A 26,996-nucleotide genomic window follows, 5' to 3' on the forward strand; every position below is an offset into this window, starting at 1 on the left:
ATTCCTTTTGTTGTATGCATATAGAGTGTAGTGCGCGGCAGACGCTTCGTTAGACGCTGATATTCTGAAAAGTCGCTGCTGATTTTCTGCCCCTGACGTGGTAATAGTGAAACACTGTTGTAAAAATCCTGGTGATATCCATGCCCGAACCTGCCGCCGAACTGGCGCTGAGCGGATTGCGCCTCAATCTGCGTATTGTCTCTGTCGTTATTTTTAACTTTGCCAGCTACCTCACCATCGGCCTGCCGCTTGCGGTACTGCCAGGTTATGTCCATGAAACCATGGGCTTTAGCGCATTCTGGGCGGGGCTGGTGATCAGCTTGCAATACTTTGCCACCCTGATGAGCCGCCCGCACGCGGGCCGCTACGCCGATCTTTTCGGGCCAAAGAGCATTGTGGTATTGGGATTGTGCGGCTGTTTTCTCAGCGGCGTGAGCTACCTGCTGGCCGACTGGACCCACGCCTGGCCGATGGCAAGCCTGGCGCTGCTCTGCCTGGGGCGCGTGATTCTGGGTATCGGCCAGAGCCTGGCGGGAACCGGCTCAACGCTGTGGGGCGTTGGCGTCGTCGGCGCGCCGCACATTGGCCGGGTGATTTCATGGAACGGGATTGTCACTTACGGCGCGATGGCGATAGGTGCGCCGCTTGGCGTGCTCTGCTATCGCTATATTGGCCTGCAGGGGCTGGCACTCACGATTATGGGAGTGGCGTTACTCGCCATTCTCTTCGCGCTGCCGCGCCCGAAGGTGAAAGCCAGCAAAGGGAAACCGATGCCGTTTCGGGCGGTGCTGGGACGCGTCTGGCTTTACGGCATGGCGCTGGCGCTGGCCTCGGCAGGGTTTGGCGTCATCGCCACGTTTATCACCCTGTTTTACGATGCTAAAGGCTGGGACGGTGCCGCCTTTGCCTTAACGCTGTTTAGCTGTGCGTTTGTCGGCACCCGCCTGTTGTTCCCCAATGGCATTAACCGCCTGGGCGGGCTGAACGTGGCGATGATCTGCTTTGCCGTGGAAATTATCGGCCTGCTGCTGACCGGGATCGCTAACGAGCCGTGGATCGCGAAAATTGGCGTTTTCCTGGCGGGGGCTGGTTTTTCGCTGGTCTTCCCGGCGCTGGGCGTGGTGGCGGTGAAGGCCGTGCCGCAGCAAAACCAGGGCGCAGCGCTGGCGACCTATACGGTGTTTATGGATATGTCGCTCGGGATCACCGGGCCGCTGGCCGGACTGGTGATGGCATGGGCAGGGGTGCCAGTGATTTATCTTGCGGCGGCGGGGCTGGTAACGGTGGCGTTGTTATTGACCTGGCGGCTAAAAAAAAGGCCCCCGACGCCAGCGCCGGAGGCCACTTCAACGTGATGGATTACTGAATCACGAGAGTGTTAATGATATTTTCAGCGGCAGTTTGCGCTTTCTGCTGATCGTCGGCAGGCAGCGTAATCTGCAGAGTCAGCAGTTTGTTATCGACCTTGCCGAGCACCACGGATGAGTACGCGGTCTGGCCTTTGGCCGAGATAATGCTATCCAGCTGCTGCAGCTTGTGGCCTTTCAGTTCAATGGACTTGTTGGTCACCACCTGCAGCTGCGGGTCACGGGTACGCTGTTGATCTTCAAGGCGCTTCGCCAGCACGCCCAGATCTTCTGAGGTGTCGTCGCCGACAATCACGATCACGGCTTTTTGCCCCGTCGCGTCGGAATAAACGTGCATATTGTTGCTCTGGGTGCCCAGTTTACCGCTCTGATCGGTCATGTCCGCCGGCAGAGAGAAACTGAGTTTGCCATCCATCAGGCTGATCGGCTGGCTCGTTGCGTTGCTTTCAGCAGACGCGGCCTGAGCGGCAGATTTGGTATCGCTGTTGTCACAAGCTGCAAGCCCCATTACCAGCAGGCCAATCCCGACATATTTAACCAGATTGCGCATTAACTTCTTCCTTTCGATAAACGGCCATAACGGCTCATTCTTCCATCTTATCACAACTGCTCTGGGGAACCTTTACCCTGCCTGCAATGCCGAGATTTCAGATTTATCTGCCAGCTTTTTCATACACATATTCAGCAATACACCATACATCGGCAGGAAGAATACCAGGCTGATAAGCACCTTAAAGGCGTAATCCACCAGCGCGATTTCCATCCAGTGCTGCGCCATAAACGCATCCGGGCTACGCCAGAAGGCGATAAAGAAGAAGGCCAGCGTATCGCTCACATTGCCAAACAGCGTTGAGGCCGTGGGGGCCAGCCACCAGCGACGACTCTGCCGCAGGCGGTTAAAGACGTGCACGTCGAGGATCTGCCCCAGCGCATAGGCCATAAAGCTGGCGGCGGCGATACGCGCCACAAACAGGTTAAAGTGCGCCAGCGCGCCAAAGCCCTGCCAGCTTCCCATATAAAACAGGGAGGAGATCACATATGAGATAAACAGCGCAGGCAGCATCACCGCGAAAATAATGCGACGGGCCAGCGGCGCGCCAAAGATCCGCACGGTAAGGTCGGTTGCCAGGAAGATAAACGGGAAACTGAATGCGCCCCAGGTGGTGTGGAAACCAAAAATGGAGATGGGGAGCTGCACCAGGTAGTTACTGGAGGTAATCACCAGCAAATGAAAAAGCGAAAGCCAGAACAACGCTTTGACGCGCTGCGATTGTGTAAAGGAGTTCATATTGTACCTTTTTGATTAATATTTGGGGTGAGGGAACCCAATAAAGCCGCCGCATGATACTGCTTTGACAGGCGTTTGCAATGGCTAATTTTCACGCAATCGTTAACCTGGTTTGCTTTGCCTGAAACGCGGCGTAAACTACTGCCGTTTTTCTGTGAACGAGATGAAGATGACCGATCTGTTTTCTACCCCAGACCACACCCTTGATGCCCAGGGCCTGCGTTGTCCGGAGCCGGTAATGATGGTGCGCAAAACCGTGCGTAACATGCAGACCGGCGAAACGTTGCTGATCATCGCTGACGACCCGGCGACAACCCGCGATATTCCTGGCTTTTGTACCTTTATGGAACACCAGCTGGTGGCACAAGATACCGGCGCGCTGCCGTACCGCTACCTCATCCGTAAAGGCCAGTAGCCCTCTCGCCCGACAGGGCGTGACTGCCTCCCGGCAGAACGCCCATCACATTTTCAAACCATCGTTTCAAAATTAAGCGTTTTTGTGAGGCGCTTCACCTTCGCTTTTCAGGGCGTAGTCTAGTTTTTAAGCGGAAAACTAAAACAACGTTTTAACGCTTACCTCACTACCCTGGAGTTGACTCGATGAAAACGACCCTCAAGCCGTTGCTGGCCGCGCTGTGTCTGTCTGCCGTTGCTGCATCCGTCTCTGCTCAAACCATTAAAGCTGCCGATGTGCATCCCGAGGGCTACCCGAACGTGGTGGCGGTACAGCACATGGGCGAAAAACTTAAACAACAAACCGACGGCAAGCTGGAGATTAAAGTCTTCCCCGGAGGCGTGCTGGGCGATGAAAAACAGATGATTGAGCAGGCGCAAATGGGGGCCATTGATATGATTCGCGTCTCTATGGCGCCGGTTGCCGCCATCCTGCCGGATATCGAAGTCTTTACCCTGCCGTACGTCTTCCGCGATGAAGACCATATGCACAAGGTCATTGATGGCGATATCGGCAAGCAGATTGGCGATAAGCTCACGGCTAATCCGAAATCGCGTCTGGTCTTCCTCGGCTGGATGGACTCCGGTACCCGCAACTTGATCACCAAGGCCCCGGTAGCGAAACCTGAAGATCTGAAAGGGCTGAAGATTCGCGTGCAGGGGAGCCCTGTCGCGCTGGCCACGTTGAAAGATATGGGCGCTAACGCGGTCGCGATGGGGGTGAGTGAGGTTTACAGCGGTATGCAGACCGGCGTCATCGACGGCGCAGAGAACAACCCACCGACCTATATCGCCCACAACTACATGCCGGTCGCCAAAAACTACACCCTGAGCGGTCACTTCATCACCCCGGAAATGCTGCTCTACTCGAAAGTGAAGTGGGACAAGCTCAGCGCCGACGAGCAGCAGAAGATTTTGACCCTGGCCCGCGAAGCTCAGATGGAACAGCGCAAGTTGTGGAAAGAATATAACGATCAGGCGCTGGCGAAAATGAAAGCGGGCGGCGTGCAGTTCCACGATATCGATAAAGCGGTCTTTGTGAAAGCGACAGAGCCGGTGCGCGCCCAGTACGGCGACAAGCACCAGGATCTGATGAAAGCCATCGCTGACGTTCAGTAAACCGGAGTATGTATGTCCGAAATCTACCTGAAGTGGATGGACCGTCTCTACCTGCTGGCGATGGCGATTGCCGGGCTGTCGCTGCTGGTCATGACCATTGTCATTCCGATCGGCATCTTCTCTCGCTATGTGCTCAATCGCGGTGAGTCCTGGCCCGAGCCGGTTGCCATTATCTGCATGGTGACGTTCACCTTTATCGGCGCGGCGGTGGGTTACCGCGCCGGCTCCCACATCGCGGTCAACATGCTCACCGACCGCCTTCCCGCCGGGCTTAAAATGCTCTGCGCCAGGGTGGTGGATCTTCTGATGCTGCTGATTTCACTCATCATCTTCTGGTACAGCTACCTGCTGTGCATGGAGCTCTGGGAGCAGCCCGTGGCGGAATTTCCCATACTGACCTCCGGCGAAAGCTACCTGCCGCTACCGGTGGGATCGGCAATATTGATTCTCTTTGTGCTGGAGCGGCTGTTCTTTGGCTCCCAGGAAAACCGCCCGGTCGTGATGATCGGTAACCACAGTTAAGGGGTGAACGATGGACGCTTTTGTTTTGTTATTCACCCTCGCCATTCTGCTGGCACTGGGAATGCCGGTGGCCTTTGCCGTAGGGTTAAGCGCCGTTGCCGGGGCGCTGTGGATTGATTTGCCGCTGGAAGCGCTGATGATTCAGATCACCAGCGGGGTAAACAAATTTACTCTGCTGGCGATCCCGTTCTTTATCCTCGCCGGGGCGATTATGGCGGAGGGGGGCATTGCGCGGCGGCTGGTGAACTTCGCCTATATTTTTGTCGGGTTTATTCGCGGCGGATTGTCGCTGGTAAACATTGTGGCCTCGACCTTCTTCGGCGCTATTTCGGGGTCGTCGGTGGCGGATACCGCCTCTATCGGCAGCGTGATGATCCCGGAGATGGAAAAGAATGGCTATCCGCGAGAATACGCGGCGGCGGTCACGGCCAGCGGGTCGGTGCAGGCAATTTTAATCCCGCCCAGCCATAACTCGGTGATCTATTCGCTGGCGGCTGGCGGCACGGTTTCTATCGCCACCCTGTTTATCGCAGGCGTTTTGCCGGGGTTGCTATTGGGATTATGTCTGATGATCCTCTGCCTCGGGTTTGCCCATAAACGCGGCTATCCAAAAGGGGAAAAAATCCCCTTTAAACAGGCACTGAAGATTTTTGTCGATGCCCTGTGGGGACTGATGACGGTAGTGATTATCCTCGGCGGGATTTTGACCGGGATCTTTACCGCGACCGAATCAGCGGCGGTGGCCTGTCTTTGGGCCTTCTTCGTCACCATGTTTATCTACCGCGATTATAAATGGAGCGAGCTGCCGAAGCTGATGTGCCGCACGGTCAAGACGGTCACTATTGTGATGATCCTGATTGGCTTTGCCGCGGCATTTGGCGCGGTGATGACCTACATGCAGTTGCCGATGCGCATCACCGAATTCTTTACCGGGCTCTCCGACAACAAATACGTGATTTTGATGTATCTCAATATCATGTTGCTGCTGATCGGCACCCTCATGGACATGGCACCGATCATCCTGATCCTGACGCCGGTGCTGCTGCCGGTTACCAACTCTCTGGGGATTGATCCGGTGCACTTCGGCATGATCATGATGGTGAATCTCGGGATCGGGCTGATTACGCCGCCGGTAGGATCCGTGCTGTTCGTTGCCAGCGCGGTGAGCAAACAGAAGATCGAAAGCGTGGTCCGCGCCATGCTGCCCTTCTACGCCATGTTAGTGATCGTACTGGGGATGGTGACCTATATCCCGGCCATCTCATTGTGGTTACCGGGAGTGTTGGGGATGCATTGATGCCGTTTCCCCCAGCATCGTGGGTGAGGACTGGGGTGGGGCAGCAAACCCACCCCAGCCGCCATTTGGATGTTTTACCGGCGACGCAAAAGTCGCAATGCGTTCGCGGTGACCAGCACCGTCGCTCCGGTATCTGCCAGCACCGCCAGCCACAGACCGGTTATCCCGAGCAGCGTTGTGACCAGGAAAATAGCCTTCAGCCCCAGCGCGATAGCGACGTTCTGACGAATATTGGCGCGGGTGGCGCGGGCAAGGGCGATCATCTGCGCCAGCCCGGTCAGGCGATTGTGGGTCAAGGCTGCATCGGCGGTTTCCAGCGCCACGTCGGTGCCGCTACCCATCGCGATGCCCAGCGTCGCGGCTTTCATCGCCGGGGCATCATTAATGCCATCTCCCACCATCGCCAGAGGGGCATCTTCTTTCAGCTTCGCCACGGCACGCACTTTATCGGCAGGCAGTAATCCGGCCCTGTAGGCCAGCCCCAGTTCGTCCGCGATGGCTACGGCGGCGCGTGGGTTATCCCCGGTGAGGATGACGCCCTGAATGCCCATCTGATGCAGTGCGGCGACCGCCTGTTTCGCATCCTCGCGCAGGGTATCGCGTAGCGCCAGAACCCCTTTGGTCACGCCATCCTGCAGCACAACCACAACCGTTTGCCCGGCCTCCTCTAAAGCCTGAGCCTGTGCGTCAGGGGTGCCGCCCGCCGCGATAATCACGACCTTTTTACCTTCGACCTCGGCTTCAATGCCCGATCCTGGCAGCGCACGCTGCGCGGTTGCCGCCGGGATCGTCAGCCCGCGGGATTGAGCTTCACGAACAATGGCCTGCGCCAGCGGGTGCGTGGAACCTTGCTCAACGGCCGCCGCCAGCGCAAGCAGTTCGTTCTCACTGCTCTCCTGCGGATAGATACCGGTCACCTGCGGCTTTCCGACGGTCAGCGTGCCGGTTTTATCGAAGGCGACGTGCTGTACCTGACTCAGCTGTTCCAGTGCGGCGCCGCCTTTAATCAGCGCCCCCTGACGCGCGGCAGCGGCAAGGCCAGAGGTAATAGCCGCAGGCGTGGAGATCACCAGTGCGCAGGGGCAGCCAATCAGCAGCAGCGTTAATCCCTTGTAGATCCACGCTTGCCACGGCGCGCCAAAGAACAGCGGCGGAATAAGGGCTACCAGCAGGGCGACCAGCATGATGGCCGGGGTATAAATCCGGCTGAAGCGATCGATAAATCGCTCAACCGGGGCGCGGCGCTCTTCGGCTTCCTCAATGAGCTTCAGAATGCGGTCGATGGCGCTGTCGCCAGGTTCTGAGAGAACGGTAAGCTGTACCAGACGATCCACGCTGGTTGCCCCCGCCGGAACTCGTTCTCCGGTCTTGCGTTCTACCGGAATCGATTCACCGGTCAGGGCGCTTTCATCGAAACTTGCCATTGCATTTAGCAGAGCGCCATCGGCGGGCAGGCGCCCGCCTGCGGCCACTTCGATGACATCGCCCGGACGTAGCGCATTGATGGCCACGGTTTTACGTTTGTGATTAACGACCTGAGTGGCGGTTTCAGGGCGGAGCGCCATTAACGCGCTTACCCCTTTGCGCGCCCGACTCGCTGCCCAGCCTTCCAGGCGTTCACCCACCAGAAACAGCAGCAGCACCATAGCGGCCTCTGCCGTCGCGCCGATAAACAGGGCACCTATGGCCGCCACGCTCATCAGGGTTTCGATGGCAAACCAGCTTCCGCTTTTCATCAGGCGTAGCGCCTGACGGGCAATGGGATATAGCCCCACCAGCGTGGTAGCGATAAAGGCCAGGTTACCGAGAGGGTGGTTAAACTGCTCCAGCGTCCAGCTCAGCGCCATCAGCACAATCAGCGTGATAAGCGGCAGATTTTCCCGCAGGAAGGAGGTGTGTACGACCGGGGCGGATTCACTGCGCAGGGAGTAACCGGCGTTGACGACGGCGGCCTCAACCCGGGAAGTAACATCGCTGTCGGCGCTGACCAGCAACTTTTCCGTGGCGAACAGCACCTGGACGTGATTAACCCCCTGCACCTGTTTCACCGCATTTTCGACTTTGCGCGCGCAGGCGGCACAATCCATGCCGTTAACGACCCAGCTATAACGTTTTCCGCTTTCAGTCTGCGGGTTTAGCGCTTCTGTTTCGCAGGCGCTATCGCAACAGCAAGGCGCTTCGGGCTTGGCGGGTGTAAGCTTAAGTGCCGAGAATTGTGGCACTTTTTTTGACGTTTCTGGAGTCGACATGGCACTCTCCGGTAATGATAATTTTCTCATTAACCGCAGCATACACTCTGGAGTCGACTCCAGAGTCAAGCGTTTTTAAATATAGAGCGAACGCACGATCAGGAAGTGCCCGGCGAAGTAGCAGGCGGCAGCAATCGCGTTATCAGCCCGGAAACGGCGACGATAGTGGCTGCCCAGCCAGACGATATTCCCGATAAGCAGCAGGGTCGCACCGAAGAAGGCGGACATTGCCGGGGCCGTTGGGCGGAAGAACCACAGTTCGCCCGCCAGCCAGACCATCACCAGCGTCATGGCGATAAAGGTGCAAACGGGCCAGCGCATCTCCTCCAGTCGCGTCCAGATCACGGCAATCAACAGCGCCCCAATCACCAGCAGCGCCAGCGGTAGCGGCCAGAAGAAGGAGAGCGTCATCTGGCTGGCGAAATAGATGGTATAGAGCAGATGCGACAGGAAAAACGCCCCTACGGCATAGAGCAGCCGCTGGCGCGGAAGAAGTGTTAACGCATCACCCACCAGCGAGGCGCACAGTCCGGCGAGCACCAGATAGCTGACGGCGTTGAACATAGGCGCCTGCCAGGCAAGGAGTAATAAAAGCAGCAGCGTGACGGGTTTAAACAACCAGCGCTGCCAGGCTGGGCCACGGTAAGACGCATCGACGTAAAGCCATGCGGAAAAACAGACAGCGATAAATGACCAAAGCATATTAACTCCCTGTATCTGTTACGGCTGAATAATCAGTTTCTGATTTAGTGTAGTGACGCGGGCGGGCGTTTGGCAATGCGGGGAAGGCAAGGTATCCTCAATTCCGTCTAATCTGATGGAATCGTTGATGAGCAAGATGCCGCTTTTTTTCATTATCGTGGTGGCGATTATTGTCATTGCCGCCTCGTTTCGCTTCGTGCAGCAGCGCCGCGAGAAGGCGGATAATGATGCTGCGCCACTGCTGCATAAGCGCGTGGTGGTGAGCAATAAACGTGAGAAACCCATTAACGATCGCCGTTCACGCCAGCAGCAGGTGACGCCTGCCGGAACCGCCGTGCGCTATGAAGCGAGCTTCAGGCCGCAGACCGGAGGGCTGGAGATGACCTTCCGCCTGGAGGCGCAGCAGTATCATCAACTGACGGTGGGGGAGAAAGGGGTATTGAGTTACAAAGGATCGCGGTTTGAAGGATTCAGGGCTGAGTAATGCTCGATCGGTCCCCTCTCCCTGTGGGAGAGGGTTAGGGTGAGGGCATCAGGCCGCACCTTACTTCTTCACCTGCGCCTTAAACTTCTTCATCCACACCAGCAGTTCAAACACGCCGAAAATAAAGACCCGTACCTGCTGCCAGGCGGTCATCTGTGGGCCATCTTTTGGCAGGCCGTTTTTCAGCATCACCATCTGCAGGGCGTGCATAAACGAAGTGAAAATCAGCGCTACGTTAACAAAGATGTTCATTGGACGCGGGAAAGGGTGCACCAGATTGAGGATCAGAAATGCCCAGACCCCCAGCATCAGCAAACGCCCCAGATTAATCAGAACCGGCATCGGTCTCTCCTTGTGATTGTCGGTGATAAAGACGATAAGCCACCTGACCGGCCACTTTTTCCCGGTGCAGATCCCAGTGTACGGGCACCGGCGGCAGGCCGTTTTCCACTTCACTCTCTACGTAGATTAGCGCGTTATCTGCCAGCCAGCCGTTGTTTTCCAGTAATGCTAATGTCTCTTCCAGCAACCCTTTACGAAACGGCGGATCGACAAAGACCACATCGTGCGGCGTGCCGGGTTGCGCGAGGAAGGTGAGCGTGTTGGTATTCACCACTTTGGCATGGCTCGCCTTCAGGGTTGCAAGATTTTGCTGTAGCTGCTGCGCTACGCCGCGCTCCATCTCCAGCAGAATGGCGCTGGAGGCATAGCGGGAGAGGGCTTCCAGCCCCAGCGCGCCGCTGCCGGCAAAGCAATCCAGACAGCGGGCATCGGCCATCGACGGTGCCAGCCAGTTAAACAGCGTCTCACGCACGCGGTCGGTGGTGGGGCGCAGGCCGGGACTATCCGGCACCGGAAGTTTACGGCCTCGCCACTGGCCGCCGATGATACGTATCTGACCGGCCGCAGCACGGTTGGGTTTCTTCATATCTTTGCTCAGGTCACTCATTGGGCCTGCGCTTGCAGGCGGTGATGTGCGTTAAGTTAAGTGATAAACTATTTCATCATTTTTTTAGCTTCCATGTATATAGCGCCGGAAATTAACCGCGAGGGGTGTAGTCGCAAATGGCAAAAGAGAAAAAACGTGGCTTCTTTTCCTGGCTGGGCTTTGGGCAGAAAGAGCAGGAAACCGAACAGCAGGTTGAAGAGCAGCAGGCTGTTGACGCGCAGCCCGAGCCTGAAACGCCAGTAGAAGCGATTGCTGAACCCGCAGCGGAAGAGCACGCTCATTCGAAAGAAGAGACAGAGGCCTTTGCCGAAGAGGTTGTCGAGGTCACGGAGCAGGTACAGGAGAGCGAAAAACCGCAGCCGGTTGAGCCTGAGCCTCTCCCTGACGTTGAGCCTGTCGAACAACCAGAGCCGGTAACCGAGAAGAAGGTTGAGCCAACCCCGCAGGCGGTTATCGAACACGAAGCGCTGCCGCTGCCGGAAGAGGTGAAAGCCGAAGCGGTCTCAGCCGAAGAGTGGCAGGCCGAAGCGGAAACTGTCGAAATTGTCGACGCGGTGGAAGAGGAAGCAGAACGCGAACCGGAACTCACCGACGAAGAGCTGGAAGCCCAGGCGCTGGCAGCCGAGGCCGCTGAAGAAGCGGTCATGGTCGTGCCAGTGGAAGCGCAGCCAGAAGATGAGGCCGTGCAGGAGCAAGAAAAACCGACGAAAGAGGGGTTCTTCGCCCGTCTGAAGCGCAGCTTGCTTAAAACTAAAGAAAACCTCGGTTCCGGATTTATCAGCCTGTTCCGCGGCAAAAAAATCGACGATGATCTGTTTGAAGAGCTGGAAGAACAGCTGCTGATTGCCGACGTCGGTGTTGAGACCACGCGAAAAATCATCGCCAGTCTCACCGAAGGCGCAAACCGCAAACAGCTGCGCGATGCAGAAGCGCTGTACGGTCTGCTGAAAAACGAGATGGGTGAAATCCTCGCAAAAGTTGACGAACCGCTTAATATTGAAGGCAAAATGCCCTTTGTTATTCTGATGGTTGGCGTTAACGGCGTAGGGAAAACCACCACCATCGGTAAGCTGGCGCGTCAGTTCGAGCAGCAGGGCAAATCGGTGATGCTGGCGGCGGGCGATACTTTCCGTGCGGCCGCGGTTGAGCAGCTGCAGGTGTGGGGCCAGCGCAACAACATTCCGGTCATTGCTCAGCATACCGGCGCAGACTCCGCCTCCGTGATCTTCGACGCCATCCAGGCCGCGAAGGCGCGTAACGTGGATGTGCTGATTGCCGATACCGCCGGGCGCTTGCAGAACAAATCGCACCTGATGGAAGAGCTGAAGAAGATTGTTCGCGTCATGAAGAAGCTGGATGAAGACGCACCGCATGAAATTATGCTGACCATTGACGCCAGCACCGGACAGAACGCCATTAGTCAGGCGAAATTGTTCCATGAAGCGGTAGGGTTGACCGGTATTACGCTGACAAAACTGGACGGCACCGCAAAAGGCGGGGTAATTTTCTCTGTGGCAGATCAGTTCGGTATTCCTATCCGCTACATTGGTGTTGGCGAACGTATCGAGGATTTGCGTCCGTTTAAATCGGACGACTTTATTGAGGCACTATTTGCCCGAGAGGATTAACAATGATTCGCTTTGAACACGTCAGCAAGGCCTATCTCGGTGGGAGACAAGCGCTGCAGGGAGTTACCTTCCACCTGCAGCCGGGCGAGATGGCATTCCTGACCGGCCATTCCGGCGCGGGGAAAAGTACCCTGCTCAAGCTGATCTGTGGGATCGAACGGCCAAGCGCCGGGAAAATCTGGTTTAGCGGCCACGATATTAGCCGTCTGAAAAACCGTGAAGTGCCGTTTCTGCGTCGTCAGATCGGCATGATTTTCCAGGATCACCACCTGCTGATGGATCGCACCGTTTTCGATAACGTGGCGATCCCGCTGATTATTGCCGGGGCCAGCTATGATGATATCCGTCGTCGCGTCTCTGCGGCGCTGGACAAGGTTGGGCTGCTGGACAAAGCGAAGAACTTTCCGATTCAGCTTTCCGGCGGTGAGCAGCAGCGCGTGGGCATCGCCCGGGCGGTGGTGAACAAACCTGCCGTTCTGCTGGCGGATGAACCGACCGGAAACCTGGACGAAGCCCTCTCCGAAGGGATTTTGCGTCTGTTTGAGGAGTTTAACCGCGTTGGGGTGACGGTATTGATGGCGACGCACGATTTGGGCCTTATCTCCCGTCGTTCGTACCGCATGCTGACGCTCAGCGACGGGCACCTGCACGGAGGCCTTGGTGAATAAGCGCGACGCAATCAACCAGATCCGCCAGTTTGGCAGCAAATTCGACCGTTTCCGCAAACCGCATAGCGGAGGTGACGGCAATCGCAATCAACCGAGACGTGCGAAAGCCGCCCCGAAACCAAACTCGCGAAAAACTAACGTCTTTAACGAGCAGGTCCGCTACGCCTTCCAGGGCGCACTGCAGGATCTGAAGAGCAAGCCGCTGGCGACCTTCCTCACGGTGATGGTGATTGCCATCTCCCTGACGCTGCCCAGTGTCTGCTACATGGTCTACAAAAACGTAAACCAGGCGGCGTCGCAGTATTACCCATCGCCGCAAATCACCGTCTACCTTGATAAAGCGCTCGACGACAACGCTGCGGCGCAGGTTGTGGGGCAGATCCAGGCCGAGCAGGGGGTAGAGAAGGTTAACTACCTTTCGCGTGAAGAGGCGCTGGGGGAGTTCCGTAACTGGTCAGGCTTTGGCGGCGCGCTGGATATGCTGGAAGAGAACCCTTTACCCGCCGTGGCGGTGGTGATCCCGAAAATCGATTTCCAGGGCACGGATTCGTTGAACACGCTGCGTGACCGGGTTTCTCGCATTAACGGTATCGATGAAGTGCGCATGGACGATAGCTGGTTCGCGCGCCTGGCGGCGCTTACCGGGCTGGTGGGGCGCGTGGCGGCGATGATTGGCGTGCTAATGGTCGCGGCGGTGTTCCTCGTCATTGGTAACAGCGTCCGTCTGAGCATCTTTGCCCGTCGCGATACCATCAACGTGCAAAAGCTGATTGGCGCAACGGATGGCTTTATCCTGCGTCCATTCCTCTACGGCGGGGCGCTGCTCGGTTTTACCGGCGCATTTCTTTCACTGATATTGTCAGAAATTTTGGTGATGCGGCTCTCTTCTGCCGTTACTGAAGTGGCGCAGGTTTTCGGAACTAAGTTTGATATCAGTGGCTTAGGGTTCGATGAGTGCCTGTTATTACTGCTGGTTTGCTCAATGATTGGGTGGGTCGCAGCCTGGCTTGCTACCGTCCAACATTTACGTCGCTTTACTCCGGAATAATAAAAGCGTGATATAATCTTTCCCTGCACCGAGTTGTCGCTCTGCAGGGAAAGAGCTCCCTGTTGTCTCTTCCCCGCAGTATCATCTCCATGTCACAATTTGTGCGTAATTTATTCACCGTTCCACCTGGAACTTGTGGATAAAATCACTGTCTGATACAAGAGTGGATGCTATTCTCGTTGCTCAAACGCTTTGGCATGGTTATTGCCTGATGGGGATAACCTGGACCAGAAGAGATCATATTGAGAGGAATGAATGACCAAAGAAATGCAAACTTTAGCTTTAGCCCCTGTTGGTAACCTGGAGTCTTACATCCGGGCTGCGAACACCTGGCCGATGTTAACGGCCGAGGAAGAAAAGGAGCTTGCTGAAAAGCTGCATTACCAGGGCGATCTGGAAGCAGCTAAGACGCTGATCCTGTCTCACCTGCGCTTTGTTGTTCACGTTGCTCGTAATTACTCGGGCTACGGCCTGCCGCAGGCGGACTTGATTCAGGAAGGTAATATTGGCCTGATGAAGGCTGTACGTCGCTTTAACCCGGAAGTGGGTGTGCGACTGGTCTCCTTCGCCGTGCACTGGATCAAAGCGGAAATTCACGAATACGTACTGCGTAACTGGCGTATCGTGAAGGTCGCCACGACGAAAGCGCAACGCAAACTCTTCTTTAACCTGCGTAAAACCAAGCAGCGTCTGGGCTGGTTTAATCAGGATGAAGTGGAAATGGTGGCGCGCGAGCTGGGTGTAACCAGTAAAGACGTGCGTGAGATGGAATCCCGTATGGCCGCCCAGGACATGACCTTTGACATGTCTTCCGACGACGATGCGTCCGACAGCCAGCCGATGGCACCGGTTCTGTATCTACAGGATAAAACCTCTAACTTTGCTGACGGCATTGAAGAGGACAACTGGGAAGATCAGGCCGCCAACAAGCTGAGCTTTGCGATGGAAGGCCTCGACGAGCGTAGCCAGGATATTATCCGCGCCCGCTGGCTGGACGAAGACAACAAGTCCACCCTGCAGGAGCTGGCCGACCGCTACGGCGTCTCCGCTGAACGTGTGCGTCAGCTTGAAAAGAACGCCATGAAAAAACTTCGCGCCGCTATTGAAGCGTAATTTCTGCGAAGTCCCCGCTTAGCCGAAATAGTTCAGGCTGCAGGAAGGCGGCAAATGAGTGAATCCCGATGAGCTTACATGAGTAAGTGATTCGGGTGAACGAGAGCAGCCAACGCACCTGCGGCTTGAAATATGAAGGCTAAAAGCCCCTGGATGAAAATCCGGGGGTTTTGTTTTTTTAACGCCCGCTCTGGCGAAATTTTACCCCCTGGCAAACACTTACTGATGCGCTACGCATGCGATCCTCAGGGGGATAAGGTGAACAACAAAGAACTGAATGACCGGCGCTTGCAGGCCACGCCGCGCGGCATTGGGGTGATGTGTAACTTCTATGCCGATAAAGCCGAAAACGCCACGGTGTGGGACGTGGAAGGCAACGAATACATCGACTTCGCCGCCGGGATCGCGGTGCTGAACACTGGCCATCGTCATCCAAAAGTCATCGCCGCCATCGAAAAACAGCTTCACGCCTTTACGCATACCGCCTACCAGATTATCCCGTACGAAGGCTATGTCGCCCTCGCAGAGCGCATTAACGCCCGCGTGCCGATCGACGGGCCGGCCAAAACCGCCTTCTTCTCAACCGGCGCAGAAGCGGTTGAAAATGCGGTGAAGATCGCCCGCGCCTGGACCCGTCGTCCAGGCCTTATCACCTTTGGCGGTGCCTTCCATGGCCGCACCTTTATGACCATGGCCCTCACGGGCAAAGTGGCACCCTATAAACTGGGATTCGGTCCTTTCCCCGGCTCGGTCTACCATGCGCAATTTCCCAACGAACTGCACGGGGTAAGCACCGCTGAGGCGCTGCAAAGCGTGGAACGCCTGTTTAAAACCGACATCGCCCCGGATCAGGTGGCAGCCATCATCATTGAACCGGTGCAGGGCGAAGGCGGGTTCAACGTGGCCCCCGAAGATTTTATGCTGGGGCTGCGCGCCATCTGCGATAACCACGGCATTTTGCTGATTGCCGATGAAGTCCAAACGGGCTTTGCCCGTACCGGCAAACTCTTCTCAATGGAACATCACCGCGTGAAGGCGGATCTCATCACCATGGCGAAAAGCCTGGCGGGCGGGATGCCGCTCTCGGCGGTCTCGGGGCGCGCAGAGGTGATGGACGCCCCCGCGCCCGGTGGGCTGGGCGGCACCTATGCGGGTAATCCGCTGGCGATTGCTGCAGCCCATGCGGTGCTGGACGTGATCGATGAAGAGGATCTCTGCGCACGTGCGGCGCATCTCGGCCATCATCTGGTGGAAGTGCTAAACAACGCCAAAGAGAGTTGCCCTTATATCGCTGATATCCGTGCTCAGGGCTCAATGGTGGCGGTGGAGTTCAACGACCCGCAAACCGGACAGCCCTCGCCGGAATTTACGCGGCAGGTCCAGGAGCGCGCCCTGAAAGAGGGGCTACTGCTGCTAAGTTGCGGCGTGTATGGCAACGTGATTCGTTTCCTCTATCCGCTTACCCTTCCCGAAGCTCAGTTCCGTAAAGCGCTGGATATTATTTCTGCGGCGCTGACACGTTAAAGCCTTTTACCCGGCAGAAAAAACTGCCGGGTTTATCATATATTCATTTCAAATTAGCTATTCCATATCCATGAAAATGGGGTATGTTTTAGCAGAGTATGCTGCTTTGGCACCGGCAGCACACCAAAATATAACTATCATATACTTTTCTTATGCCGATAAGAAAAATAATGTGCCGCACAACAACATCACAACAATTGCAAAAACCATAACAATGGGGATTCTCAGGATGAACATGAAGGGTAAAGCGTTACTGGCAGGATGTATCGCGCTGGCATTCAGCACCATGGCCCAGGCAGATATCAAAGTGGCCGTTGTGGGCGCCATGTCCGGCCCGGTAGCACAGTACGGCGATCAGGAGTTTACGGGCGCAGAGCAGGCGGTTGCAGACATTAATGCCAAAGGCGGCATCAAAGGCGAAAAACTGCAGATCGTAAAATATGATGACGCCTGTGACCCGAAACAAGCGGTCGCGGTAGCGAACAAAGTGGTAAACGATGGGATTAAATACGTTATCGGCCACCTGTGCTCCTCATCCACGCAGCCTGCGTCTGATATCTACGAAGACGAAGGCATTCTGATGATTACCCCGGCAGCTACCGCACCGGAGCTGACTTCACGTGGTTACAAACTGACCCTGCGTACCACTGGTCTGGACTCCGACCAGGGGCCAACCGCAGCGAAATACATTCTGGAAAAAGTGAAGCCACAGCGTATCGCTATCGTTCACGACAAACAGCAGTACGGTGAAGGCCTGGCGCGCGCGGTGCAGGATAACCTGAAAAAAGCCAACGCCAATGTGGTCTTCTTTGACGGTATTACCGCCGGTGAGAAAGACTTCTCTACGCTGGTGGCGCGTCTGAAGAAAGAGAATATCGATTTCGTCTACTACGGTGGTTATCACCCGGAGATGGGCCAGATCCTGCGTCAGGCACGCGCTGCCGGTCTGAAAACCCAGTTTATGGGTCCGGAAGGGGTTGCGAACGTCTCCCTGTCTAACATTGCGGGTGAGTCTGCCGAAGGTCTGCTGGTGACCAAGCCGAAGAACTACGACCAGGTGCCTGCGAACAAACCGATCGTAGATGCGATCAAGGCGAAGAAACAGGATCCAAGCGGCGCGTTCGTCTGGACTACCTACGCGGCGCTGCAGTCTCTGCAGGCGGGTCTGAACCAGTCAGCCGATCCGGCTGAGATTGCCACCTGGCTGAAAGCGAACTCTGTTGAAACCGTAATGGGACCGCTGTCATGGGATGAGAAGGGCGACCTGAAGGGCTTCGAGTTCGGCGTGTTTGATTGGCATGCGAACGGTACGGCGACCGACGCCAAGTAAGACTGGTGCGGTTTGATGCCCTCACCCTAACCCTCTCCCACGGGGAGAGGGGACTGTTTGGTGGGGGCTTTTCTCCCGCTCGCTGAGGGAAGGGAGTGCCGGAACCGCCTTTCTCCCTCTCCCTGTGGGAGAGGGCCGGGGTGAGGGTATCAGGCCGCACATACCTAACCGCAAAAATCTAGCGCTTCTCCCACCCATTGGTCTGCGCCGTAAACCCTAAAGCCTGCATAAATGCCGCCATCACGCCGCGGTCCTCCACACCGACATCCGCCATCCACCATGACGTCACGCTCGGGTTATCGCGGATCACCTCTTCAATCAAATACTGCCCCACGCCACGACGGCGGGTCACGTCACGCACGCGTAGCGAGTCCAGCGCGCCCTGCGTACCGCTCAGGGTTACGCGAACGGCGGCCAGCAGACGTTCGTTAAAACGGGCAGCGTAAATACGATGGGTGTCATCAACGTTCAGAGAAGAGGGGGAGTATTCCGGCCAGATTTTGCCCAGGTCGATATGATCCTGGTCGCTAAAGGTCACCAGACGAATGATAGTCAGTTTCATTAGCAGCATGTCCACATTTAAAAAGTAGGGGCAGTGTACTCAATTTATATCCTGACCGGCGTCCTCTTTTTTAATCCATTATCCAGGTGATTACTTTTTTAGCAGTCGCATGGGTAGGGATAAAACGCAGGGATCGAAAAATAAGCAGAATATTACCCTGTAAGGCAGCGTTTTATTCCGCGCTTTGTACCGTTATTTTATGCTGCAAACTCCACTTTTATTTGTTTATCTCCGACTAATTTCAGAATATTATCTTTGCTTAATCGCCTGAAAAATAGAGATTTTAGTCTGGTTTTTGCCAAAAAACTGCGCTAAACCATTAAAGGCACTGGTAAAAATAGCGTTGTTCATTAAAAGTACAGAATGCTTTTTAACCATAATAAAACAAAATATAAACATCACGTCACGAATGGGGATTCACAGATGAAAAGGAACGCGAAAGCATTAATCGCGGGGATGGTTGCACTGGCAATTTCGCAGGCAGCGATAGCGGAAGAGATTAAAGTTGCCGTGGTAGGCGCGCTGTCCGGTCCTGTTGCCCAGTGGGGTGATATGGAGTTTAACGGCGCGCGTCAGGCTATCCAGGATATCAACGCTAAAGGCGGTATCAAAGGCGACAAACTGGTTGCCGTCGAGTATGACGATGCCTGCGACCCTAAACAGGCCGTCGCCGTAGCCAACAAAGTGGTTAACGATGGTATCCAGTACGTGATTGGTCACCTCTGTTCCTCTTCAACTCAGCCTGCGTCTGATATCTACGAAGATGAAGGCATTCTGATGATCACCCCGGGCGCCACCAACCCGGAGCTGACCCAGCGTGGCTATGAGCACATTATGCGTACCGCCGGGCTCGACTCCTCTCAGGGGCCGACCGCCGCCAAATACATTCTCGAGACCGTTAAGCCAAAGCGCATCGCCATCATTCACGATAAGCAGCAGTATGGCGAAGGGCTGGCGCGCTCCGTGCAGGACGGCCTGAAAAAAGGCAATGCGAACGTGGTCTTCTTCGATGGCATTACCGCCGGTGAGAAAGACTTCTCCGCGCTGATTGCCCGCCTGCAAAAAGAGAACATCGACTTCGTCTATTACGGCGGCTACTACCCGGAAATGGGTCAGATGCTGCGCCAGGCGCGCGCTACCGGCCTGAAAACCCAGTTTATGGGGCCAGAGGGGGTGGGCAACGCCTCCCTGTCTAACATCGCGGGCGATGCGGGCGAAGGCATGCTGGTCACGATGCCAAAACGCTATGACCAGGATCCGGCAAACAAAGCTATCGTGGATGCGCTCAAGGCGCAGAAAAAAGATCCAAGTGGTCCGTATGTCTGGATCACCTATGCCGCCGTGCAGTCTCTGGCCACGGCGCTGGAGCGTACCGGCAGCAAAGAGCCGCTGGATCTGGTGAAAGATTTAAAAGCACACGGGGCGAACACCGTGATTGGGCCGCTGAACTGGGATGAGAAAGGCGATCTGAAGGGATTTGAGTTTGGTGTCTTTAAGTGGCACGCCGATGGTTCGTCTTCGGCCGCCAAATAATTATCCCACCGCCCGGCTCTCCGGGCGGGTATAAAAAGGTTTGCATATGTCCGAGCAGTTTCTCTATTTCCTGCAGCAGATGTTTAACGGCGTCACGCTGGGAAGCACCTACGCGCTGATCGCTATCGGCTACACCATGGTTTACGGCATTATCGGCATGATCAACTTCGCCCACGGCGAGGTGTACATGATCGGTAGTTACGTCTCCTTTATGATCATCGCCGCGCTAATGATGATGGGCATCGACAGCAGCTGGCTGCTGGTCGCCGCCGGGTTTGTCGGCGCGATTGTGATCGCCAGCGCCTACGGCTGGAGCATTGAGCGCGTCGCCTACCGGCCGGTGCGCAGCTCCAAACGCCTGATTGCGCTGATCTCCGCCATCGGGATGTCCATTTTCCTGCAAAACTACGTCAGCCTGACCGAAGGTTCGCGCGATGTGGCGCTGCCAAGCCTGTTCAACGGCCAGTGGATTGTGGGGGCCAGCGAGAACTTCTCTGCCTCTATCACCACCATGCAGCTGGTGATCTGGATCGTGACCTTCCTGGCGATGCTCGCCCTGACTATTTTTATCCGCTACTCCCGCATGGGACGCGCCTGCCGCGCCTGCGCGGAAGATTTGAAAATGGCGAGCCTGCTTGGCATCAACACCGACCGTGTCATCGCCCTGACCTTCGTGATCGGCGCGGCGATGGCTGCCGTGGCAGGTGTCCTGCTCGGCCAGTTCTACGGCGTAATCAACCCTTACATCGGCTTTATGGCCGGGATGAAGGCCTTCACCGCAGCGGTACTGGGCGGTATCGGCAGTATCCCGGGCGCGATGATTGGCGGCCTGATCCTCGGCGTGGCGGAAGCGCTCTCTTCGGCGTACCTGAGTACAGAATATAAAGACGTGGTGTCGTTCGCCCTGCTGATTCTGGTGCTGCTGGTGATGCCTACCGGTATTCTGGGCCGTCCGGAGGTAGAGAAAGTATGAAACCGATGCATTTCGCGATGGCGCTGCTCTCTGCCGCCATGTTCTTCGTGCTGGCGGGCGTCTTTATGGGCGTCCAGCTGGAGCTGAGTGGCACCAAACTGGTCGTGGATTCCGCGGCTGACATTCGCTGGCAGTGGGTATTTATCGGCACGGCGGTGGTCTTCTTCTTCCAGCTGCTGCGTCCGATTTTCCAGAAGACGCTGAAAAACGTCTCAGGGCCGAAATTCGTGCTGCCGGCAATCGACGGCTCGACCGTTAAGCAGAAGCTGTTCCTCGTGGCGCTGCTGGTGGCCGCGGTAGCGTGGCCGTTCGTGGTCTCTCGTGGCACGGTGGATATCGCCACCCTGACCATGATTTACGTAATCCTCGGTCTCGGTCTGAACGTGGTGGTGGGCCTGTCGGGCCTGCTGGTGCTGGGCTACGGCGGTTTCTACGCCATCGGCGCCTACACCTTTGCGCTGCTGAACCACTATTACGGCCTCGGCTTCTGGACCTGCCTGCCGCTGGCAGGGCTGGTCTCGGCTGCTGCGGGCTTCCTGCTTGGCTTCCCGGTCTTGCGCCTGCGCGGCGACTATCTGGCGATTGTGACCTTAGGCTTCGGTGAAATCGTCCGTATCCTGCTGCTCAACAACACCGAAGTGACCGGCGGCCCGAACGGCATTAGCCAGATCCCGAAACCGACCTTCTTCGGCCTGGAGTTCAGCCGCACCGCCCGCGAAGGCGGCTGGGACACCTTCAGCAACTTCTTTGGCATTAAGTACGATCCGTCCGACCGTGTGATTTGGCTCTATCTGGTGGCACTGCTGCTGGTGGTCATCACCCTGTTCGTGATTAACCGTCTGCTACGCATGCCGCTGGGCCGCGCGTGGGAAGCGCTGCGTGAAGATGAGATCGCCTGCCGCTCGCTGGGTCTGAACCCGACCCGCATCAAGCTGACCGCGTTCACCATCAGCGCCGCGTTTGCCGGCTTTGCCGGAACGCTGTTTGCCGCGCGTCAGGGCTTCGTCAGCCCGGAATCCTTCACCTTTGCCGAATCTGCCTTTGTGCTGGCGATTGTGGTGCTGGGCGGGATGGGATCGCAGTTCGCCGTTATTCTTGCAGCCGTCCTGCTGGTGGTCTCTCGCGAGCTGATGCGCGACTTTAACGAATACAGCATGCTGATGCTGGGTGGTTTGATGGTGCTGATGATGATCTGGCGTCCGCAGGGCTTGCTGCCGATGACCCGTCCGCAGTTGAAGCTTAAGCGTGCGGAAGCGAAAGGAGAGCAGGCATGAGTCAGCCATTATTATCCGTTAACGGTCTGATGATGCGTTTTGGCGGCCTGCTGGCCGTCAACAATGTGAATCTGGATCTGCATAAGAAAGAGATCGTCTCCCTGATTGGCCCGAACGGCGCAGGAAAGACCACGGTCTTTAACTGCCTGACCGGCTTTTATAAGCCGACGGGCGGCACCATCATGCTGCGCGACCAGCACCTGGAAGGGCTGCCGGGCCAGCAGATTGCCCGCATGGGCGTAGTGCGTACCTTCCAGCACGTGCGCCTGTTCCGTGAAATGACGGTGATTGAGAACCTGCTGGTGGCGCAACATCAGCAGCTTAAAACTGGCCTCTTCTCCGGCCTGCTGAAAACCCCGGCCTTCCGCCGCGCGCAGGAAGAAGCGCTCGACCGCGCCGCTACCTGGCTGGATCGTATCGGTCTGCTGCAGCACGCTAACCGCCAGGCGAGTAACCTGGCCTACGGGGATCAGCGTCGTCTGGAGATTGTCCGCTGCATGGTGACCCAGCCGGAAATTCTGATGCTCGACGAACCGGCCGCTGGCCTCAACCCGAAAGAGACCAAAGAGCTGGACGAGCTGATTGCTGAGCTGCGCGATCATCACGACACCACCATTCTGCTTATCGAACACGATATGAAGCTGGTGATGGGCATTTCTGACCGTATCTACGTGGTAAACCAGGGCACACCGCTGGCCAACGGCACGCCGGAAGAGATCCGCAACAACCCGGACGTGATCCGCGCATACCTGGGTGAGGCATAAGATGGAAAAAGCGATGTTAACGTTCGACAAGGTCAATGCGCACTACGGTAAGATCCAGGCGCTGCACGATGTCAGCCTGCACATTAATCAGGGCGAAATCGTCACCCTGATTGGGGCCAACGGCGCGGGTAAAACCACGCTGCTCGGCACCCTGTGCGGCGACCCGCGAGCCAGCAGCGGGCAGATTGTGTTCGACGGCAAAGAGATCACCGACTGGCAGACCGCCAAAATCATGCGCGAAGCGGTGGCGATTGTTCCGGAAGGGCGCCGCGTCTTCTCGCGCATGACGGTGGAAGAGAACCTGGCGATGGGCGGTTTCTTCGCCCACCGCGACCAGTTTCAGACCCGCATCAAATGGGTATACGAACTCTTCCCGCGTCTGTGGGAGCGTCGCGTGCAGCGTGCCGGCACCATGTCCGGCGGCGAACAGCAGATGCTGGCGATTGGTCGCGCGCTGATGAGCCAGCCGCGTTTGCTGTTGCTTGACGAACCCTCGCTCGGCCTTGCGCCGATCATTATCCAGCAGATTTTCGACACCATCGAACAGCTGCGCAAAGAGGGGATGACCATCTTCCTCGTCGAGCAGAACGCCAACCAGGCGCTGAAACTCGCCGACCGTGGCTACGTGCTGGAGAATGGCCGCGTGGTGCTGTCCGATACCGGCGACGCGCTGCTGGCGAACGAAGCCGTGCGAAGTGCGTATTTAGGCGGTTAATCGCATTTTCCCCTCACCCTAACCCTCTCCCATGGGGAGAGGGAACCGATCGGTTTTCTCCCTCTCCCCGTGGGAGAGGACCGGGGTGAGGGCAATCAGACCGCAACGAATCCAACCCCCAACCCCTTCACACAACCATCATCCCCCTGACGTCTTGTTGTAACCTATCTGTAAACAAACAGTTATTTTTCTGTCATTCGAGCATGTCATGTTACCTCGCGAGCACAAAACGCGTGATATCGCGCATCCGGCACAATAAGAGAGATGACAATGACATCGTTACGACACACAGCTTTGGGTCTGGCAATCGGTCTGGCTTTTGCGACGAACGCAATGGCTGTCACTACCATTCCATTCTGGCATTCCATGGAAGGGGAGTTGGGTAAAGAAGTAGACTCCCTGGCGCAGCGTTTCAATGACACCCACCCGGATTACAAAATTGTGCCGGTGTACAAAGGTAACTACGAGCAGAGCCTGAGCGCGGGCATCGCCGCCTTCCGTACCGGCAACGCACCGGCCCTGCTGCAGGTGTATGAAGTGGGCACCGCCACCATGATGGCCTCGAAAGCCATCAAACCGGTCTACGAAGTGTTTAAAGACGCGGGCATCAACTTCGACGAATCCCAGTTCGTGCCGACGGTTTCCGGTTACTACACCGATTCCAAAACCGGCCACCTGCTGTCTCAGCCGTTCAACAGCTCTACCCCGGTGCTGTACTACAACAAAGACGCCTTTAAGAAAGCCGGTTTAGACCCGGAGCAGCCGCCAAAAACCTGGCAGGATCTCGCCGAGTACACTGCGAAGCTGAAAGCCGCAGGGATGAAGTGCGGCTACGCCAGCGGCTGGCAGGGCTGGATCCAGATTGAAAACTTCAGCGCCTGGCACGGCCTGCCGGTGGCGACCAAAAACAACGGCTTCGACGGCACCGACGCAGTGCTGGAGTTCAACAAGCCAGAGCAGGTAAAACACATCGCGCTGCTTGCCGATCTGAACAAGAAGGGTGACTTCAGCTACTTCGGCCGTAAAGACGAATCCACCGAGAAGTTCTACAGCGGTGACTGCGCTATCACTACCGCCTCCTCCGGCTCGCTGGCGGATATCCGTCACTACGCCAAATTCAACTACGGCGTGGGCATGATGCCTTACGACGCCGACGTGAAGGGCGCGCCGCAGAACGCCATCATCGGCGGCGCGAGCCTGTGGGTCATGCAGGGTAAAGATAACGGCACCTACAAGGGCGTGGCCGAGTTCCTCGACTTCCTGGCGAAGCCAGAAAATGCGGCCGAATGGCACCAGAAGACCGGCTACCTGCCGATCACCAAAGCCGCCTACGACCTGACCCGCGAGCAGGGCTTCTATGAGAAGAACCCGGGGGCGGATATCGCCACGCGTCAGATGCTGAACAAGCCGCCGTTGCCGTTCACTAAAGGTCTGCGTCTGGGCAACATGCCGCAGATCCGTACCATCGTGGATGAAGAGCTGGAAAGCGTCTGGACCGGGAAGAAAACGCCACAGCAGGCGCTGGATTCTGCGGTAGAGCGCGGGAACCAGCTGCTGCGCCGCTTTGAACAGTCGACGAAATCGTAATTAAAACTCATCCCCTCACCCCGGCCCTCTCCCCAAAGGGGAGAGGGTGTCATCGTCCCCTCTCCCCTTTGGGGAGAGGGTTAGGGTAAGGGGTGAAAAACTACCTGAGCTAACCTATGTCCTCATCCCGTCCGGTGTTCCGCTCCCGCTGGCTGCCCTATCTGCTGGTCGCGCCGCAGCTGGTTATCACCGTTATCTTCTTTATCTGGCCTGCGGGCGAAGCGCTCTGGTACTCGGTACAAAGCGTCGATCCGTTCGGGCTCTCCAGCCAGTTTGTTGGCCTGGATAATTTCGCTGCCCTCTGGCACGACAGCTACTACCTCGACGCATTCTGGACAACGATGAAATTCAGCGCGCTGGTTACCGTCAGCGGCCTGCTCGTCTCGCTGTTCTTCGCCGCGCTGGTGGATTACGTGATGCGCGGCAGCCGCCTCTATCAAACCCTGATGCTGCTCCCCTACGCCGTGGCGCCTGCCGTGGCCGCCGTGCTGTGGATCTTCCTGTTTAATCCCGGGCGCGGGCTGATTACCCACTTCCTGGCAGAGCTCGGCTATGACTGGAACCATGGGCAGAACAGCGGTCAGGCGATGTTCCTGGTGGTCTTCGCCTCGGTGTGGAAGCAGATCAGCTACAACTTCCTGTTCTTCTTCGCCGCGCTGCAGTCTATTCCGCGATCGCTGGTAGAAGCCGCCGCCATTGATGGTGCAGGCCCGGTACGCCGCTTCTTTCGTCTTGCCCTGCCGCTAATCGCGCCGGTGAGTTTCTTCCTGCTGGTGGTCAATCTGGTCTACGCCTTCTTCGACACCTTCCCGGTGATCGACGCCGCCACCGCAGGCGGCCCGGTACAGGCCACCACCACCCTGATTTATAAGATCTATCGCGAAGGCTTCGCCGGCCTGGATCTCTCGGCCTCCGCCGCCCAGTCCGTCGTGCTCATGTTCCTCGTCATCCTCCTGACGGTGGTGCAGTTCCGCTATGTTGAAAGTAAGGTGCGCTACCAATGATTGAGAACCGTCGTGGGCTGACGATTTTCAGCCATACCATGTTGATTCTGGGGATCGTCGTTATTCTGTTCCCGCTGTACGTGGCCTTTGTGGCCGCCACGCTGGACACCAAAGCGGTGTTTGATACGCCAATGACGCTGATCCCCGGCACGCATCTGCTAGAAAACATGAAGACTATCTGGACCCAGGGCGTGGGCGTCAACAGCGCGCCGTTCTGGCTGATGATGCTCAACAGCTTCATCATGGCGTTTGGCATTACGGTGGGCAAAATCACCGTCTCGATGCTCTCGGCCTTCGCCATCGTCTGGTTCCGCTTTCCGCTGCGTAACCTCTTCTTCTGGATGATCTTCATCACCCTGATGCTACCGGTGGAGGTGCGTATCTTCCCGACGGTGGAGGTGATCGCTAACCTCGGCATGCTCGACAGCTACGCGGGCTTAACCCTGCCGCTGATGGCCTCGGCCACCGCCACCTTCCTGTTCCGCCAGTTCTTTATGACCCTGCCGGACGAGCTGATTGAAGCGGCGCGTATCGACGGAGCCTCGCCGATGCGCTTTTTCCGCGACATCGTGCTACCGCTCTCACGCACCAACCTCGCGGCGCTGTTTGTGATCACCTTTATCTACGGCTGGAACCAGTACCTGTGGCCGCTGTTGATTATTCAGGACGTCAACCTCGGCACGGCCGTGGCAGGCATCAAAGGCATGATCGCCACCGGCGAAGGCACCACCCTCTGGAACCAGGTGATGGCGGCGATGCTGCTCACCCTTATCCCACCCGTCGTCATAGTTTTAGCCATGCAGCGTGCATTTGTCCGCGGCCTGGTCGATAGCGAGAAATAAC

At 56.8% G+C, this 26,996-nt stretch carries 26 protein-coding genes and 1 pseudogene; 20 read left to right on the forward strand and 7 right to left on the reverse strand.

The features are described 5' to 3' along the window. The first annotated feature begins 106 nt into the window (after positions 1-106). Positions 107-1,355, forward strand: a pseudogene (locus tag B3511_RS00755) (MFS transporter). 4 nt (positions 1,356-1,359) lie between these two features. On the opposite strand, the gene B3511_RS00760 reads toward B3511_RS00755, so the two are convergent. Both B3511_RS00760 and B3511_RS00765 read right to left on the reverse strand, forming a co-directional pair. Next, positions 1,360-1,917 carry a DcrB family lipoprotein gene (locus tag B3511_RS00760; protein ID WP_046886799.1) on the reverse strand — a complete coding sequence of 186 codons (558 nt, stop codon included), beginning with the start codon at positions 1,915-1,917 and terminating at the stop codon, positions 1,360-1,362. Positions 1,918-1,989: 72 nt separating this feature from the next. After that, positions 1,990-2,655 carry a 7-cyano-7-deazaguanine/7-aminomethyl-7-deazaguanine transporter gene (locus B3511_RS00765; RefSeq protein WP_040078217.1) on the reverse strand — a complete coding sequence of 222 codons (666 nt, stop codon included), beginning with the start codon at positions 2,653-2,655 and terminating at the stop codon, positions 1,990-1,992. A gap of 169 nt (positions 2,656-2,824) precedes the next feature. Between B3511_RS00765 and tusA the strand changes: the two genes are divergently transcribed. The 4 genes from tusA (at position 2,825) to B3511_RS00785 (ending at position 6,046) form a co-directional block, all read left to right on the forward strand. After that, positions 2,825-3,070, forward strand: a complete 246-nt coding sequence (gene tusA / locus B3511_RS00770) for a sulfurtransferase TusA (protein ID WP_046886797.1) — start codon at positions 2,825-2,827, stop codon at positions 3,068-3,070. Positions 3,071-3,255: 185 nt separating this feature from the next. After that, positions 3,256-4,227 (forward strand): TRAP transporter substrate-binding protein, encoded by a 972-nt coding sequence (locus B3511_RS00775; protein ID WP_046886796.1) that lies wholly within the window; start codon positions 3,256-3,258, stop codon positions 4,225-4,227. A 12-nt stretch (positions 4,228-4,239) separates the two neighbouring features. After that, positions 4,240-4,749, forward strand: a complete 510-nt coding sequence (locus B3511_RS00780) for a TRAP transporter small permease (protein ID WP_286758425.1) — start codon at positions 4,240-4,242, stop codon at positions 4,747-4,749. A 10-nt stretch (positions 4,750-4,759) separates the two neighbouring features. After that, positions 4,760-6,046, forward strand: a complete 1,287-nt coding sequence (locus tag B3511_RS00785) for a TRAP transporter large permease (protein WP_286758426.1) — start codon at positions 4,760-4,762, stop codon at positions 6,044-6,046. Between the two features lie 74 nt (positions 6,047-6,120). Here B3511_RS00785 and zntA read toward each other — a convergent pair whose 3' ends face one another. Next, a complete protein-coding gene (zntA, locus tag B3511_RS00790) occupies positions 6,121-8,295 on the reverse strand; it encodes a Zn(II)/Cd(II)/Pb(II) translocating P-type ATPase ZntA (protein ID WP_286758427.1) in 2,175 nt (724 codons plus the stop codon). A 75-nt stretch (positions 8,296-8,370) separates the two neighbouring features. Further along, on the reverse strand, positions 8,371-8,997 hold the full coding sequence (locus B3511_RS00795) for a lysoplasmalogenase (RefSeq protein ID WP_040078225.1): 627 nt from the start codon (positions 8,995-8,997) through the stop codon (positions 8,371-8,373). Positions 8,998-9,124: 127 nt separating this feature from the next. Between B3511_RS00795 and B3511_RS00800 the strand changes: the two genes are divergently transcribed. After that, entirely contained in the window at positions 9,125-9,481 is a 357-nt protein-coding gene (locus B3511_RS00800) for a DUF2500 domain-containing protein (protein WP_046886792.1), read from the forward strand. A gap of 60 nt (positions 9,482-9,541) precedes the next feature. Here the strand turns inward: B3511_RS00800 and B3511_RS00805 are convergent, their stop codons facing one another. Together B3511_RS00805 and rsmD are read right to left on the reverse strand one after the other, a co-directional pair. Then, the gene (locus tag B3511_RS00805) at positions 9,542-9,823 is read right to left on the reverse strand and encodes a DUF1145 family protein (protein WP_040078227.1); all 282 of its coding nucleotides are present in this window, start codon (positions 9,821-9,823) and stop codon (positions 9,542-9,544) included. Further along, complete coding sequence (rsmD, locus tag B3511_RS00810) at positions 9,807-10,409, reverse strand: 16S rRNA (guanine(966)-N(2))-methyltransferase (protein ID WP_046886836.1); 603 nt, start codon at positions 10,407-10,409, stop codon at positions 9,807-9,809. Before rsmD ends, B3511_RS00805 begins: the two co-directional genes overlap by 17 nt. Positions 10,410-10,546: 137 nt before the next feature. On the opposite strand from rsmD, the gene ftsY reads away from it, so the two are divergent. The 6 genes from ftsY to livJ all read left to right on the forward strand — a co-directional run bounded on the left by ftsY (position 10,547) and on the right by livJ (position 17,741). Continuing rightward, positions 10,547-12,058, forward strand: a complete 1,512-nt coding sequence (gene ftsY / locus B3511_RS00815) for a signal recognition particle-docking protein FtsY (protein ID WP_286758428.1) — start codon at positions 10,547-10,549, stop codon at positions 12,056-12,058. A gap of 2 nt (positions 12,059-12,060) precedes the next feature. Continuing rightward, positions 12,061-12,726 (forward strand): cell division ATP-binding protein FtsE, encoded by a 666-nt coding sequence (gene ftsE / locus B3511_RS00820; protein WP_040078229.1) that lies wholly within the window; start codon positions 12,061-12,063, stop codon positions 12,724-12,726. Further along, a complete protein-coding gene (gene ftsX, locus B3511_RS00825) occupies positions 12,719-13,774 on the forward strand; it encodes a permease-like cell division protein FtsX (protein WP_040078231.1) in 1,056 nt (351 codons plus the stop codon). Before ftsE ends, ftsX begins: the two co-directional genes overlap by 8 nt. A 255-nt stretch (positions 13,775-14,029) precedes the next feature. Then, positions 14,030-14,887, forward strand: coding sequence for an RNA polymerase sigma factor RpoH (rpoH, locus tag B3511_RS00830; protein ID WP_040078232.1), 858 nt, complete (start codon positions 14,030-14,032; stop codon positions 14,885-14,887). A gap of 258 nt (positions 14,888-15,145) precedes the next feature. Then, a complete protein-coding gene (locus tag B3511_RS00835) occupies positions 15,146-16,411 on the forward strand; it encodes a 4-aminobutyrate--2-oxoglutarate transaminase (protein ID WP_046886790.1) in 1,266 nt (421 codons plus the stop codon). Between the two features lie 229 nt (positions 16,412-16,640). After that, positions 16,641-17,741 (forward strand): branched chain amino acid ABC transporter substrate-binding protein LivJ, encoded by a 1,101-nt coding sequence (gene livJ, locus B3511_RS00840; RefSeq protein WP_072039552.1) that lies wholly within the window; start codon positions 16,641-16,643, stop codon positions 17,739-17,741. 178 nt (positions 17,742-17,919) lie between these two features. Here livJ and panM read toward each other — a convergent pair whose 3' ends face one another. Further along, on the reverse strand, positions 17,920-18,303 hold the full coding sequence (panM, locus tag B3511_RS00845) for an aspartate 1-decarboxylase autocleavage activator PanM (protein ID WP_040078652.1): 384 nt from the start codon (positions 18,301-18,303) through the stop codon (positions 17,920-17,922). 423 nt (positions 18,304-18,726) lie between these two features. Between panM and livK the strand changes: the two genes are divergently transcribed. The 8 genes from livK (at position 18,727) to ugpE (ending at position 26,995) form a co-directional block, all read left to right on the forward strand. Then, positions 18,727-19,836 carry a high-affinity branched-chain amino acid ABC transporter substrate-binding protein LivK gene (gene livK / locus B3511_RS00850; protein WP_040078235.1) on the forward strand — a complete coding sequence of 370 codons (1,110 nt, stop codon included), beginning with the start codon at positions 18,727-18,729 and terminating at the stop codon, positions 19,834-19,836. A gap of 46 nt (positions 19,837-19,882) precedes the next feature. After that, positions 19,883-20,809 carry a high-affinity branched-chain amino acid ABC transporter permease LivH gene (livH, locus tag B3511_RS00855; protein WP_040078237.1) on the forward strand — a complete coding sequence of 309 codons (927 nt, stop codon included), beginning with the start codon at positions 19,883-19,885 and terminating at the stop codon, positions 20,807-20,809. Further along, entirely contained in the window at positions 20,806-22,083 is a 1,278-nt protein-coding gene (locus tag B3511_RS00860; RefSeq protein WP_046886788.1) for a high-affinity branched-chain amino acid ABC transporter permease LivM, read from the forward strand. The genes livH and B3511_RS00860 overlap by 4 nt, the downstream gene beginning before the upstream one ends. Further along, positions 22,080-22,847 (forward strand): high-affinity branched-chain amino acid ABC transporter ATP-binding protein LivG, encoded by a 768-nt coding sequence (livG, locus tag B3511_RS00865; RefSeq protein ID WP_028015149.1) that lies wholly within the window; start codon positions 22,080-22,082, stop codon positions 22,845-22,847. The genes B3511_RS00860 and livG overlap by 4 nt, the downstream gene beginning before the upstream one ends. 1 nt (position 22,848) lies before the next feature. Continuing rightward, positions 22,849-23,562 (forward strand): high-affinity branched-chain amino acid ABC transporter ATP-binding protein LivF, encoded by a 714-nt coding sequence (livF, locus tag B3511_RS00870; RefSeq protein WP_046886786.1) that lies wholly within the window; start codon positions 22,849-22,851, stop codon positions 23,560-23,562. A 270-nt stretch (positions 23,563-23,832) separates the two neighbouring features. Continuing rightward, positions 23,833-25,149: a sn-glycerol-3-phosphate ABC transporter substrate-binding protein UgpB gene (ugpB, locus tag B3511_RS00875; protein ID WP_040078243.1), complete on the forward strand. Its 1,317-nt coding sequence runs from the start codon at positions 23,833-23,835 to the stop codon at positions 25,147-25,149. A 116-nt stretch (positions 25,150-25,265) separates the two neighbouring features. Continuing rightward, positions 25,266-26,153 (forward strand): sn-glycerol-3-phosphate ABC transporter permease UgpA, encoded by an 888-nt coding sequence (ugpA, locus tag B3511_RS00880; protein ID WP_286758430.1) that lies wholly within the window; start codon positions 25,266-25,268, stop codon positions 26,151-26,153. Next, a complete protein-coding gene (gene ugpE, locus B3511_RS00885; RefSeq protein WP_207292541.1) occupies positions 26,150-26,995 on the forward strand; it encodes a sn-glycerol-3-phosphate ABC transporter permease UgpE in 846 nt (281 codons plus the stop codon). Before ugpA ends, ugpE begins: the two co-directional genes overlap by 4 nt. Position 26,996: the final 1 nt, after the last annotated feature.

This window comes from Leclercia sp. UBA1284, assembly GCF_002308415.1.
GTDB lineage: Bacteria > Pseudomonadota > Gammaproteobacteria > Enterobacterales > Enterobacteriaceae > Enterobacter > Enterobacter pneumoniae.